This is a genomic window from Thalassococcus profundi (assembly GCF_003344785.1).
Classification (GTDB): domain Bacteria; phylum Pseudomonadota; class Alphaproteobacteria; order Rhodobacterales; family Rhodobacteraceae; genus Puniceibacterium; species Puniceibacterium profundi.
Genome location: NZ_QPMK01000016.1, coordinates 98,888 through 109,607 on the forward strand (window position 1 = coordinate 98,888; position 10,720 = coordinate 109,607).

Genomic DNA, 10,720 nt, shown 5'->3' on the forward strand with positions numbered 1-10,720 from the left:
ATCATGATCCGAACCCCATGACTTCGCGGGCGGCCTGCGCGGCGGCGGCGTCGATCGCGCCGCTGGCGACGCCGTCGTCGAGGCGGTCGAGCGCTTCGGCTTTCGCCGCCTCCTGCGCTTGCCGCGTGATCCGCGCACGTTCATCCGCCAGCAGTTTCTCCCGCATGCCGGAGCTCGACATGAGATCCTTGAGCATCCGACCGAGTGACATGAGGTCCTTGGGTTCGAGGTGCCCGTCTTCCTCGCGCACGGCATGGATCATGTGGACGGCGCTGGTGGCGATCATCTGCATCAGCACCTTGTGCAGCTCGCCTTCGGCTTCGATGTCCATGTCGGACAGCAGCGTCTCGGCGATGCTGAAGGCCTCGCGCTGATCCTTCAGGGCTTTCGAGAACTTGCCGACGGCCGTCTTGCCGACGGTCAGCTCCAGCCCCTGTTCCTGGAGCCGGAAATTCAGCGCCTCGGTGACGTCGACGATATCGGCGAAGCCGCGCGCCGCCAGTTCCTCGCGCAGCCAGTCGCGCAGTTCCGGCGGGATCAGGTCGAGCTTGGCAGGGGCCGGCATCGCTCAGTTGCCCGGACGGGGGCGCTGGACGCCGGGATAGGTCACGATGCCCTGGGCAACCTCGACCCCGCGAACGGTTGCCGTGGCGATGACGAACCCGTGGTGGTCCTCGGCATTGAGCAGCCCTTGCTCCTCAAGCCAGCGGATCTCGCCCACGACCTGGTCGCGGGTGTAGCCGATGCCGAACCGGCGCAGCAGGTCGGTCATCATCGACACGTTGGAGGTGTAGCTCGGCGCATCCGCCAGCATGCGCAGGATGGCGATGCGGGCGTGTTCGCGCAGCTCTTCGGCGTAGCTCACGGGTCAGTTCCCTTTCAGCAGGTGATCCTCATGCCGGGACACGATCTGCTCGAGCCGGGACATGATCTTGGTGTTGCCTTCCATCACGGCCTCCATGCGGGACATGGTCCCGCCGAGCCGTTCGATGTTGATCTGGATCGAGTGGATGTCCTCGCGCGATGGCAGCCCGCCGACCGAATGTTCCAGCTTCGAGATCCGCTGGTCCATGCGGTCCATCCGGTCCGAGCCTTCCTTGAACCGGCGATCGTAATCCTTCCGGCGCGTGGCGACGAAGGTGTAGACCATTGCCGCGATCGGCAGGACCTGAAGGAAAAGAAGCCAAGCTTGGGCAATCGTGAAGGTCATGCAGGTTCCTCGAAGGCGTCGTGAGAAGGTGCAAACGTCCCGAACGCCTGGCCGCTGCCGACAAGGCAGGAGAGGCCGTTTGGCAGTGAAACGATGATGGTCCAGGTGCCGCCCTCGGATGCCCAGAGCTCCATGAGGTTGCCTTGTGCGTCGAGGCCCATCGCCTGGACGCGCTCCTGGTATTTTTCGGACAGGCGGCCGGCGACGTGGTCGCGCGGGGCGCAGGTCGACGGCACCTGGGCCATCAGTGGCGCCGCCATGAGCACCAAGAAAAGCATGGCCACTAACCGGATCATGCGGCACCGCCTTTCCGGCTGAAGAACTTGCTGGCCACGTCCTTGACGGTGTGCCCGCCCATGTAGAGCGCCATGTAGAGGCCGGTGAGCTGCAGCAGGACAGACAGGTCCGGCGGTGGCAGCGCGATTTTCCAGATCGCGTTGGCGACGTGCAGGATCACGAAGGTCCAGAGCCAGAGGAACCCAACCAGGTACATGCCCAAGGGGCGCCAGGCCCGCATCCAGTTGGGATCACCCCGCTCGGACATCAGCTGGTCACGCTGATACTCGAGGGCCTGGGCATAGAGCGCCAGCCGTTCGGGCAGGTTCTCCTCGGTCTGGCGAATGGCTTCCTGGACCACGTCCGGCTGCGTCCGCGCCGCGTCGTCCAGGTCCCGAACGGGAATGCCCGCGCGTTCCGCGATGGCCGACAACACGTCGGTCACGATCTCGGCGCTCTCCGAGCCGATCTGCCGCGTCAGCACCTTTCGGACCAGCGGCGCGCCGATCTCGGCGGCAAGGGCGATCAGGGCTGAGCTCATGTCAGAACCTCCTCAGGAAACGGGCGGTGGCAGGGGCGGCGGTCTGGATCTTGGCGGCGACGGCATCGCGGTACTGCCAGGCGCGATACCCGACCCAGACCACGGCCAGACCGAGGCCGGCCCAGATCAGCCAGTCGGGCAGGGCGGCGATGTTGAAAGCTTCGGCCCCGGCCGTGCCGGCAGCGGCGGTGCCGCCGACGGCGCCGTCCTGGCCCGCCTTCGCCCGCGCATCGAGCATACGTTGAAGGGTGCTGAGCGTGGCCCGGCCGATCAGCCCGTCGATGGTCAGATCGTGATCGCGCTGGAACTGCATCACCGCGGCCTTGCGGATGCCGCCGGGATCCTCGCCAACCTTGTAGCCGAGCTTGGCAAAGCCGACGCGCATGGCCTGGATCTCGGCGGGCGTCACCGAAACCACGAACCGCGCGCGCTCGGAGGTCGGGCTCTGGCCGGCCACGCCGGCGCCGTAATCGCCCAGGCGGATAAGGTTGAACTCTTCCTGCCTGCGGCGCACGAGACCGGGCAACACGCGCCCGCCGCCTTTTTTCCAGAGCTTGATGCGCCGCTCGACTTCGCTCCAGTTGCGCTCGGCCCAGGCGCGGACCCAGCTGGCCTTGGCGATGGCGCCAGTGTTGAAATGAAAGCTGACCGCGCCGTCGAATTCGTGTTGGTTCGCGCCGGGCATCGTTCGAGCGACGGCGGGCTCGTAGTTCCGGCCCAGGGCGAGACCCAGCAGGCGGCCGGCTTCGGCCTTGGTGATCTTCATCTGCGATCGCGGCGTCACCACGCCCGAGGCGGCGGTCAGCCCGGCGCCGATGGTCCAGATCCCCACCGGATCGCGATACGCTTTCAGGACGACGCCTTCGTGGCGTTCCAGAAAGGCGATGCCCTTGTCGGATGTTCTCATGCTGCCCCCGGAGGTTGTCGCGCGCCGATTGCGGCGCCAGTCCGGTGCAGAATGCCGAAAGCGCTGCGCGCCGGGCATTGTCAACAAGTTGATCAGAAGAGCTTGAGCTGTCGGGTGTCTTTGGGGGCGCCAACTGCGCCGGACGATCCGTCGGACGGTTCGCGCAGGTATTTCCACACCGCCGAGCTGCTGACGTGCAGAGTGCGCGCAATTCGGTTCTTCGACAAGCCCTCAACGCGGACCAGCACATGCGCCAGCCAGCGCCGGGCGGTCGGCACCCGGATCGTCTCGCCGGGACGCAGGGCGCAGAGCGCCTCGAGCCGCTTGCGGCCAAGCAGAGCTTCGACTTCGCTGCGCCCGGCTGGATCGCTGGCGAGGTACAGGCGCGCGCCACCGAACTCGAGCAGGAATTTCACGGTAAGCTCAGGCCCCAGCGCGTCGATGAAGACCTGGACATGGGCCGGGGCGCGGGGATAATCAGCCATCGTCGATCTCGCGGCGGCGCTTGTAGGAGCCGATGTGTTGGGGTGCCTGATTGGCCAGCTTCACGGTAATGACCCGGCCCGAGCGGCTGAGCTCGTAGATGAAGCCGCCCGACACGACGGCGCTGGCGCCGTGTTCCAGGCCGAGCGCCACCGTGCGGCCGATCTCCGATCGCACGGCCTCAATATCCTCGCCGCGCACCCGTTCGAGGAACCGCAGGACGGCATGATCGGTCACGGGGTGCAGCGGCTTTTTCATCGGGCATGCTCCGACCAGTCGAAGTCGATCTCGGCCCGGTCGCCCCAGGCGCGCAGTGCTTGGATCACCGCGTCGATCTGGGTCCAGTCGCGCATCATGTCGACGTCGGCCGGGACGGATCCCCAGCTGCGTTCGAACCGGCTGCGGATGAAAGCGTTGAGGCCGCGGCGGCTCGGGTCGCGCAGTGCGCCCGCATCGCCCAGCTTTCGCCAGAGGACGTGGATCATCCGAAGATCGGCCCGCGGCGCGCGCTTGTGCCGGGTCTTGCCGGGCCGAACCTTGAAGCCCTTGGCCTTCAACGCCTCGAGGACCGCCTTCAGCTGATCCTCGGTCATGTTCGCCATGCTTTCCTGGCCGGTGGTGACCAGCTGCAGATCGCGCCGGGCATCGCTGTCGATGCCCAATTCGCGGCACCCGACGTGGATCAGCTTCTGGATCTCGCGGGTCATTGCCTATGCCTTCGCGAGGTCGATGGTGATCGCTTGCCAGGGCGCATCGAAGGTGTCGCGGCGGTGGCAGCGCACATAGACCTTCGAGCCGATCACCCGCATGGCATCGCGGATCGCCTGCATCGCCTTCACCCAGCGCGGATCGTCAATGTCGAGACGCAGCAGCATGAAGATCTCGGCGCGGTTGATCTGGCCGGCCTTGTCGGTGTTGAAGGCGCGGGTGACGATCGTGCGGATCTCGGCGCGCGCGTCCGACGCCCATTCGGTCAGGCACTCATCGACCAGGTCCTTGGCGATCTGCAGCTCCGGGCCGAAGTCGATATGATCGGCGACCTGGACGGTAACCTTGAGCAGCCCGTCCACGCTCATGAGGGTCTTGTTCCCCTTCTTGCCGCCGATGGTCGCATCGTACTCCTGCGCCAGCAGCGCCTCGAAACTGCCGATGTCGTCGAAGGTGTGGTCCTTGAACCGGGACACCTGCGCCGAAAGGTCAACAGCATGGCCGATGATCTTGCGCACCGTCTCGTCTTCGAGCAGGTGCTGCGGCTTGACCAGGTCGACGGGCTGCCAGCCGCCCTTGCCGTCGCCGATATATTCCTGGCCGTCGATGACCTTGCGGCCATCCGTCGGGGTCATGTCAGTCATGACGTGATTTCCTTCTGCTCGGTGGTGTTGAGCCGGTCCACGGCCTCGGCCGTGTGGCGGCAAAGATGCCCGGCGCCGGTCAGATCGATCAGCAGCGCCATGGCGGTGATTTCGTCGTGGGTGACCATTTCGACCCCGCGCGGGCCGCGGGTGTCGATCTTGACGATCGCCCGCCCGCAATGGGCGAGGATCTCCGTCTCGGTCATGGGATTGGCGTGTTTCCTAGTCATCCTGACCTCCTGTTGCGTTGAGCGGACAGGCCCGGCAGGCGCGGAACATGCTCACGTTGAGGGAATTTGTGGGGATCAGCCGGCCCGACCGCGCGCGCCAATGGCGGCAGCGCTCGGTCGAGAGGGTGCCGAGCACCGGGCAGTCGACGGTCTTGGCCTCGAAGACGCCGCGATAGATGTCCTCGACCCGCGACAGATCGCCGGGATAGCGCGCGGCGATCACCGCACTGACCAGCGAGGCGGAATAGCCCATCTGTTTGGCCACCTGGTTCTGGCTGCGGGCCATGCAGTGCTGCGCCAGACCGGCGACCCAATCCGGCAGATCCTCGCCCCAGCAGCGGCGGGCCTTTTCAATGGGGGTTTCAAGGGTCATGCGCGCGCCCTCGAAAGCAGGGTGAAATCGCCCAGGTTGGCGTCCCAGATTGCCTTGACGCTGCGCTCCCGCGGCGCAAAGGCGCCGGTGTCGCGGATCAGCCGGTAGAGCGCCAGTTGACCGCGCCCATTGGCCTTGACGTCGGCCCGCAGGTAGCCCGCCGCAGCCAGCGCCTGGCAGTACCGCTGGGCATCGGCCTCGGTGACCGGCGTGGCGGCGGTGTTCGACCACATGGCGATGTCGACATAGCTGAACGTGCCGCCAGCCTTGCGCATCGCCCGCCACATGTTGCCCTCGGCCGTGGTCTCGCGGATCACCTCACCGTCGTCGTCGCGGGTGACCGGGTTGCCAGCCTTGCCGGTGACCTGGAACAGGACGCGGCGCCCACGATGTCCGATCCGCTCGACATAGCCGAACTCGGTCCAGTCCTTGAGAGCCTTAAGAATGTATTCGTCGCTGCGGTTCGTGGCGCCCGCCAGTTCGCGGGCCGTGAATTGCCGGTGCGCCTTGGCAACCGACCAGACGTGATCACGCAGGGCGAGTTTCCGGGTGTGTCGTGCCATCATCCGAACCTCCGCATCTGCGGCGCCTTGCCGTCGTGCAGGGTCACACTGCCCATGTCCTTGAGCGACACCTGCTGGATGCCCAGCGTTCGGGCGCGCAGACGCACCGTGTCGAGGTTGTTGACGATCAGCCGGGCGGACCCGGCGCTGGCGGTGCGGATCGCAGCGCCGAGCCGCGCGTCGAGCGTCAGGCCGGGGCAGCGGATCTTGACCAGGTGGCCGAAATCCTCTTCGTCGATCGGCTCCGCCTGCACCCGCTCGAGCATGCGGCTGTTGATCCGCTCCCATTGCCGCAGCTTCGACGGCAGGGCCTCTTCGCCGATCAGGATCACCGGGACAAAGCTGCCCTCGTAGATGTCCCGCACGATCTCGATCATCTTCTTCTGGACCAGGAAATCGGCCTCATCGATGATCAGCGGCACATTGGCCTGGGCCAGCGCGTCGCCGATCTGCGCGACCATGCGCCAGACCAGGCGCTCGGGCTTTACGCCGAGCTCGGCAAGGATCGCCTCGCAGAGTGCGCGCTGGGTCCAGACGCTCTTGACCTGGACGAGGCAGGCGCCGTGGGCGTTGGCGCAGTAAATGCTCGCCATGGTCTTGCCGAAACCGGACGGGCCGTAGAAACAGCCCATGCCAGGCAATCCGGCGGTGCGGTCGTCGAGGCGCTGCACCATCGTCTTGAAGGCCAGCACGTTCCTGAGTGGGGCTAGGGTGTTGTTCACCGGACTGCTCTGTGTCATCTTTTCCTCGTTGCTCTGTCAACGGCGCGGTCGGGGGGCCACCCGCCGCGCCAACCTCACCCCGAAAACCCCTTGCCCAGATCGTCCATGACGGCCTTGTGGGCGGCGTATTCCGGGGTCTGGCGATAGCCTTCCAGCCACCGCTCCTGGTCACGCTTCAGCGGCTCTCCGTCCGCCAGGCGCGCTTCCATCTCCATTGCCTGCGCGAACCTTGCGCGGGCGTCGTCTTTCGGGGCGCGGGCATCGGCCGCGGCCTTGGCTGCGCCGAAGTCGGCCACGAAGGCCGCGCGCTCGGCGCGCTCATCGGGGCTCAGCTCTGCCGCGCTGGGTTGCGGCCGGGGCGCGCGGGGCAGGGGCGTTGCCAGCTTGACCACCTTGGCGGCGACGTCTGGCGCCTCGGGCGGGTTCTCGGCCGCCGCGCCGTCCAGGAAAGTGCCCAGCTCCGCGGCATTGAAGCGGCGCGCCTTGTCGGCAGCGATCTTCTCGGCCTTGATCCAGTCGCGGCGCGCCTTGGCATGGTTGCGGGCCTCTTCGACGTCGAAGAACCCGGCGGCGACGCGGCACTCGGCATGGCCCAGGTACTTGCCGCCCAGAGAATAGAGATGCAGGCCCGCGCGCAGGTCCGCCGGATCGAACCGTGCCACCACTTTCTGGCCGGCGATGTCGTGCATCCACTCGCTGAAATAGTCGTTGCCCATGAACCGGACCTGGGCGGTGCGGGCGTCGGGGCGCAGGCCTTCCGCACCCATCAGCCACAGGCGGCGCTGCTGCTCGGTGGCCTTGCGGATCGGCGCCTGGACATAGCTCTGCTCGAATGTCTCGAGGATGCTGCGACCCATGGTGGTCTGCCCGCGACGCCCGGCGCGGGCGTTGTGTTCCTCAATGCCTTCGGCGATGACCTCGATGAAGCGCTCCAGAGGGATCGCAGCGGACTGGTAGTTCTCGGGCTTGGCATCGGGTCGGTTGCCGGTATAGGCGCCGGCAAAGCGCGGATCTTTGGAGATGTCGTCGCAGAAGTCGCGGAAGGCGCGCTCGATCGGCTTCGACTGGCCGCTGTAGGGCGTGGCCCAATGCACCTTGACGCCCAGCGTCGTCAGGATGCCGGGGATGTCGTCTTCCTTCACCTTGAAACGGAACCGCGTGGGCGTCCCGCCGGTCAGGAACTTGTTGGCGAACTCCCGGCCGTTATCCAGGACGATATGCTCGGGAATGCCGAAGCGCTCGATCATGTCCCCGAGGGCCAGGCTGACCCCGACCTTGTTGGGCGTCCGGTCGATCCGCCAGCTGAGGATGCGGCCCGAATAGATGTCCTGGAACGCCACCAGCTGCGGGCGCACGATCTCCCCTTCGCCAGAGTTGGACCCGGGCAGGGCCGGCCAGCGCACGAAGACGTCGAACCGATGGTAATCGGCGTTCACCGCCTCCATGGCATGCAGGCTGAGGCGGTCCCGGGTTTGCGCCGGGTAGAGCCGTTTCAGAGCGTCCACGCCCTTTCGGCAGAGCGTGATGGTCAGCTGCGAGAACTCGGCCTCGAGGTGGCGCCGCATCCGCCGTTCGGGCGCGATTTTCCAGCCCTCGGTCTTGGCGATCCGCACCGCGCGGCGGTAGACGGCGGCAAAGCTTGGACCTTCGGGGCGCAGGTAGTCGGAGAAGATGTAGTCGCGGAATGCGTCGCTGTAATCCGCTTCCTTCGATTTGCGCTCGGACGTCCCGTGACGCGGAGCCAAATAGACCAGGCGATCCTCGATGCGCACCCCGTCGATCAGGGAAAACCAGTTCCAGATCGTTTTCGCCGACACGCCGTGCGTCCGGGCCATCTGATTGACGGCCGTGTTCTTGATCATCCCGCCCATCAACAAGGCTTCGACCCTCTGGATCACGTCCAGCCGCTTTCGCGCTGCTGCGCGGGCGCGGTCGCTCAGCTGCTCGAAGTCCTGCCAGGCATCCTCGCGCTCGGGCGCAGGCGCCACCGGCGTTGCGGAGGCCAACAGAGCCTGTTGCGCACGGGTCGGGAACAGCGTCCAATGATATTCCCAGCCGCCGCCCTTGCCTTTCCGCCGGCGTGCGCAGTTCGGCATTCCGCGCCAATTGAAGCGTTCCGCCTGCATCTGGACGCCGCGCTTGGTGGTCGGCAGGTCGGCAAGTTTCGCCGTGGCGATTTCTTGCGCCGTCCACCAAATCTGGTCGGGCTCGCGAACCTCAGTCATCGAGGTCCTCCATCAGGGCCAGAAGGCTGTCCCGGTGCTCAGCGACGAACCGGCGCTGCGCCGCCTCTGGCGCGCGCTCCCATCGGTCCATGAGGTTGAGAAATGCCTCCTCAACACGGTCTTTTTCAGGTCGGGGCAGACCGGAATGTTCCGCCTTCCAGACCTTCCGTGCCGTCGCGGCGTTCTTGACCTTGCCCTCCGCCAGGCTGTCGACGACATGGTATCGCTCGGCCGAATTGGTGATCTGGGCGATCTGCATCAGATCGTTGAGCGCGACTGGCCTTGGCGCGGCGCGCAGCTTGCCGACCTCGTCCGGTCCCAGTGCGGCGCCTGCCATGATCATGCGCCGCACATGGCGGTCGCTGACGCCAAGTTTTTCTGCTGTTGAGGCCGAGAAACTTGCAACGGACATCGTGTCCGTTGCACCGTGTCTGGCTTTCGCGCCCGCAACGCCGCGCTTGGTTTCCGGATGTAGCTTCTCGTAAATCCGCTTTCGAGCTGACAAGAACACGGCTGTGTCGAGAGGGGTCAACTCGGCGCAAGCCAGGTTGTCGTCGATCTCCATCAATTGGGCGAAGTCATCGGTGCACTTCCAGCAGACCACCGGAACACTGTCCCAGCCAAGCTCCAAGGCGGCGGTCAGCCGATGCGCGCCTGCCAACAAGACAAAGGTGCCATCGCGCATCTTGCGGACGTGAATGCGATCCTTCATCGCGCCGAGCTCGGTGATTGACGCTTTGATTGCGTCGACGCCTGCGCGCGACACTAGCCTCAGCCGGTGTCGCATGACGATATCAGTGACAGGCAAATCGGTGATGGTCGTCAGAATGTCACCCATCTTGGCGCGGACCTTTCGTCATCGTGTAGTAGAAAATTCGCCGACGCTCCGGCCCTTCTATCCGCAGCTGACAATCGATCCGGGCGCCTAGGCAGCGCAGTTCGGCGACACAGGCGCTGACGGCCGCGACCTTGCCACGGCGCATGATCTCCCAGGTCGAATGCGGTTTTCCGTCCGAAAGGACTTTCCGGACACGCTCCAGCCGCGCGGATTTGATCGAGGCGTTGTTCATCGCGCGCCGCCCTGGGCAAACGACGGGAACAGCGCCTCGGGTGGCAGGTCCATGGACCGCTTCCGGCAGGGATCGCACATGCGGTTGTGTGCGCCCTGGCTCTTGAACTTCACCCGACAGGTGATGCACGGGCGCACGTCCCCAGCGGCATTCTGGACCAGCTTCTCCAGGCGCGTCGTCGCCCGGTCTTCCGAGTGGTAAAATCCGCTGACCCGCAGGCCGTTGCCATTGAAGACGGCATAGCTCTGGCCGACCCGGCGGACCTCGTATGTCGGAGTGCCGGTCATTGCAGAGCTCCCGCGAAAATGATCAGGCCGATCCCGGCGACGAAGACGCACACACCGCCCAGGACATCGCCCGCTAGGCTGTCGGAAAACCGTCCCTCTGCGCGCTGAAACACGCGCCAGGCCCCGCGGAGGGAGGAGGAAACGCGGGGCCTGGTCTGTCCGGCGCGGTCGGACCCGCCGGAACAACGATCGCCGTTCTGCTCGTGAGTGGTGGTGGCGACCGTCGGTGTGAGATCCAGCGCGCCTTCGTTGGCGCGCAATTCGTCCATCATCAGCCCCTCGCCATAATGACCGACCAGCTGGGCGGCATGTTTGACCGCGGCCCAGCTGGACGGATGGCGCGCCGTGTGGATCAGGGTGACGCCAAGCGCGATGCGCTCGTGATCGGTCAGTGGCGCGGCGATCTCGTCGGCGCGCCGGGTGAGGGAGGCGCGCGTCAGCATGACGAAGCCTCCTGAGTGGATTTGACGGGGGCGGGTCT

At 66.0% G+C, this 10,720-nt stretch carries 19 protein-coding genes; all 19 read right to left on the reverse strand.

Going from position 1 to position 10,720, the window contains the following annotated elements; all coding sequences use genetic code 11:
* Position 1 precedes the first annotated feature (1 nt).
* Positions 2 to 565 carry a phage protein Gp27 family protein gene (locus DU478_RS17525; RefSeq protein ID WP_114512262.1) on the reverse strand — a complete coding sequence of 188 codons (564 nt, stop codon included), beginning with the start codon at positions 563 to 565 and terminating at the stop codon, positions 2 to 4.
* 3 nt (positions 566 to 568) lie between these two features.
* Positions 569 to 865, reverse strand: a complete 297-nt coding sequence (locus DU478_RS17530; protein ID WP_114512263.1) for a VpaChn25_0724 family phage protein — start codon at positions 863 to 865, stop codon at positions 569 to 571.
* Positions 866 to 868: 3 nt separating this feature from the next.
* Positions 869 to 1,210 carry a DUF2730 family protein gene (locus DU478_RS17535; RefSeq protein WP_114512264.1) on the reverse strand — a complete coding sequence of 114 codons (342 nt, stop codon included), beginning with the start codon at positions 1,208 to 1,210 and terminating at the stop codon, positions 869 to 871.
* Positions 1,207 to 1,506, reverse strand: coding sequence for a hypothetical protein (locus DU478_RS17540; protein WP_114512265.1), 300 nt, complete (start codon positions 1,504 to 1,506; stop codon positions 1,207 to 1,209). Before DU478_RS17540 ends, DU478_RS17535 begins: the two co-directional genes overlap by 4 nt.
* Entirely contained in the window at positions 1,503 to 2,027 is a 525-nt protein-coding gene (locus DU478_RS17545) for a hypothetical protein (RefSeq protein ID WP_114512266.1), read from the reverse strand. Before DU478_RS17545 ends, DU478_RS17540 begins: the two co-directional genes overlap by 4 nt.
* Before the next feature lies 1 nt (position 2,028).
* Positions 2,029 to 2,934 carry a glycoside hydrolase family protein gene (locus DU478_RS17550; RefSeq protein WP_158545807.1) on the reverse strand — a complete coding sequence of 302 codons (906 nt, stop codon included), beginning with the start codon at positions 2,932 to 2,934 and terminating at the stop codon, positions 2,029 to 2,031.
* A 92-nt stretch (positions 2,935 to 3,026) separates the two neighbouring features.
* Positions 3,027 to 3,419, reverse strand: a complete 393-nt coding sequence (locus DU478_RS17555; protein ID WP_199488368.1) for a helix-turn-helix domain-containing protein — start codon at positions 3,417 to 3,419, stop codon at positions 3,027 to 3,029.
* Positions 3,412 to 3,675, reverse strand: coding sequence for a hypothetical protein (locus DU478_RS17560; RefSeq protein ID WP_114512268.1), 264 nt, complete (start codon positions 3,673 to 3,675; stop codon positions 3,412 to 3,414). Before DU478_RS17560 ends, DU478_RS17555 begins: the two co-directional genes overlap by 8 nt.
* Positions 3,672 to 4,124: a regulatory protein GemA gene (locus DU478_RS17565; protein WP_114512269.1), complete on the reverse strand. Its 453-nt coding sequence runs from the start codon at positions 4,122 to 4,124 to the stop codon at positions 3,672 to 3,674. The genes DU478_RS17560 and DU478_RS17565 overlap by 4 nt, the downstream gene beginning before the upstream one ends.
* Positions 4,125 to 4,127: 3 nt before the next feature.
* On the reverse strand, positions 4,128 to 4,769 hold the full coding sequence (locus DU478_RS17570; protein WP_114512270.1) for a DUF3164 family protein: 642 nt from the start codon (positions 4,767 to 4,769) through the stop codon (positions 4,128 to 4,130).
* The gene (locus DU478_RS17575) at positions 4,766 to 4,999 is read right to left on the reverse strand and encodes a hypothetical protein (protein ID WP_147276376.1); all 234 of its coding nucleotides are present in this window, start codon (positions 4,997 to 4,999) and stop codon (positions 4,766 to 4,768) included. Before DU478_RS17575 ends, DU478_RS17570 begins: the two co-directional genes overlap by 4 nt.
* The gene (locus DU478_RS17580) at positions 4,992 to 5,372 is read right to left on the reverse strand and encodes a hypothetical protein (protein ID WP_114512272.1); all 381 of its coding nucleotides are present in this window, start codon (positions 5,370 to 5,372) and stop codon (positions 4,992 to 4,994) included. Before DU478_RS17580 ends, DU478_RS17575 begins: the two co-directional genes overlap by 8 nt.
* Complete coding sequence (locus DU478_RS17585) at positions 5,369 to 5,935, reverse strand: helix-turn-helix domain-containing protein (protein ID WP_147276377.1); 567 nt, start codon at positions 5,933 to 5,935, stop codon at positions 5,369 to 5,371. The genes DU478_RS17580 and DU478_RS17585 overlap by 4 nt, the downstream gene beginning before the upstream one ends.
* Positions 5,935 to 6,675, reverse strand: a complete 741-nt coding sequence (locus DU478_RS17590; protein WP_114512274.1) for an AAA family ATPase — start codon at positions 6,673 to 6,675, stop codon at positions 5,935 to 5,937. Before DU478_RS17590 ends, DU478_RS17585 begins: the two co-directional genes overlap by 1 nt.
* Before the next feature lie 56 nt (positions 6,676 to 6,731).
* Positions 6,732 to 8,882 (reverse strand): transposase domain-containing protein, encoded by a 2,151-nt coding sequence (locus DU478_RS17595; protein WP_114512275.1) that lies wholly within the window; start codon positions 8,880 to 8,882, stop codon positions 6,732 to 6,734.
* Positions 8,875 to 9,720 carry a ParB/RepB/Spo0J family partition protein gene (locus DU478_RS17600; protein WP_114512276.1) on the reverse strand — a complete coding sequence of 282 codons (846 nt, stop codon included), beginning with the start codon at positions 9,718 to 9,720 and terminating at the stop codon, positions 8,875 to 8,877. Before DU478_RS17600 ends, DU478_RS17595 begins: the two co-directional genes overlap by 8 nt.
* The gene (locus tag DU478_RS17605; protein ID WP_114512277.1) at positions 9,713 to 9,952 is read right to left on the reverse strand and encodes a hypothetical protein; all 240 of its coding nucleotides are present in this window, start codon (positions 9,950 to 9,952) and stop codon (positions 9,713 to 9,715) included. Before DU478_RS17605 ends, DU478_RS17600 begins: the two co-directional genes overlap by 8 nt.
* Positions 9,949 to 10,239: a hypothetical protein gene (locus DU478_RS17610; RefSeq protein WP_114512278.1), complete on the reverse strand. Its 291-nt coding sequence runs from the start codon at positions 10,237 to 10,239 to the stop codon at positions 9,949 to 9,951. The genes DU478_RS17605 and DU478_RS17610 overlap by 4 nt, the downstream gene beginning before the upstream one ends.
* Positions 10,236 to 10,682, reverse strand: coding sequence for a hypothetical protein (locus DU478_RS17615; RefSeq protein WP_114512279.1), 447 nt, complete (start codon positions 10,680 to 10,682; stop codon positions 10,236 to 10,238). Before DU478_RS17615 ends, DU478_RS17610 begins: the two co-directional genes overlap by 4 nt.
* Between the last annotated feature and the right edge of the window lie 38 nt (positions 10,683 to 10,720).

Excerpts from the sequence above, each read along its gene's own strand:
- DU478_RS17525 (WP_114512262.1), bottom strand. The coding sequence starts at position 565 with ATGCCGGCCCCTGCCAAGCTCGACCTGATCCCGCCGGAACTGCGCGAC.
- DU478_RS17535 (WP_114512264.1), bottom strand. The coding sequence starts at position 1,210 with ATGACCTTCACGATTGCCCAAGCTTGGCTTCTTTTCCTTCAGGTCCTG.
- DU478_RS17540 (WP_114512265.1), bottom strand. The coding sequence starts at position 1,506 with ATGATCCGGTTAGTGGCCATGCTTTTCTTGGTGCTCATGGCGGCGCCA.
- DU478_RS17545 (WP_114512266.1), bottom strand. The coding sequence starts at position 2,027 with ATGAGCTCAGCCCTGATCGCCCTTGCCGCCGAGATCGGCGCGCCGCTG.
- DU478_RS17550 (WP_158545807.1), bottom strand. The coding sequence starts at position 2,934 with ATGAGAACATCCGACAAGGGCATCGCCTTTCTGGAACGCCACGAAGGC.
- DU478_RS17555 (WP_199488368.1), bottom strand. The coding sequence starts at position 3,419 with ATGGCTGATTATCCCCGCGCCCCGGCCCATGTCCAGGTCTTCATCGAC.
- DU478_RS17560 (WP_114512268.1), bottom strand. The coding sequence starts at position 3,675 with ATGAAAAAGCCGCTGCACCCCGTGACCGATCATGCCGTCCTGCGGTTC.
- DU478_RS17565 (WP_114512269.1), bottom strand. The coding sequence starts at position 4,124 with ATGACCCGCGAGATCCAGAAGCTGATCCACGTCGGGTGCCGCGAATTG.
- DU478_RS17570 (WP_114512270.1), bottom strand. The coding sequence starts at position 4,769 with ATGACTGACATGACCCCGACGGATGGCCGCAAGGTCATCGACGGCCAG.
- DU478_RS17575 (WP_147276376.1), bottom strand. The coding sequence starts at position 4,999 with ATGACTAGGAAACACGCCAATCCCATGACCGAGACGGAGATCCTCGCC.
- DU478_RS17580 (WP_114512272.1), bottom strand. The coding sequence starts at position 5,372 with ATGACCCTTGAAACCCCCATTGAAAAGGCCCGCCGCTGCTGGGGCGAG.
- DU478_RS17585 (WP_147276377.1), bottom strand. The coding sequence starts at position 5,935 with ATGGCACGACACACCCGGAAACTCGCCCTGCGTGATCACGTCTGGTCG.
- DU478_RS17590 (WP_114512274.1), bottom strand. The coding sequence starts at position 6,675 with ATGACACAGAGCAGTCCGGTGAACAACACCCTAGCCCCACTCAGGAAC.
- DU478_RS17595 (WP_114512275.1), bottom strand. The coding sequence starts at position 8,882 with ATGACTGAGGTTCGCGAGCCCGACCAGATTTGGTGGACGGCGCAAGAA.
- DU478_RS17600 (WP_114512276.1), bottom strand. The coding sequence starts at position 9,720 with ATGGGTGACATTCTGACGACCATCACCGATTTGCCTGTCACTGATATC.
- DU478_RS17605 (WP_114512277.1), bottom strand. The coding sequence starts at position 9,952 with ATGAACAACGCCTCGATCAAATCCGCGCGGCTGGAGCGTGTCCGGAAA.
- DU478_RS17610 (WP_114512278.1), bottom strand. The coding sequence starts at position 10,239 with ATGACCGGCACTCCGACATACGAGGTCCGCCGGGTCGGCCAGAGCTAT.
- DU478_RS17615 (WP_114512279.1), bottom strand. The coding sequence starts at position 10,682 with ATGCTGACGCGCGCCTCCCTCACCCGGCGCGCCGACGAGATCGCCGCG.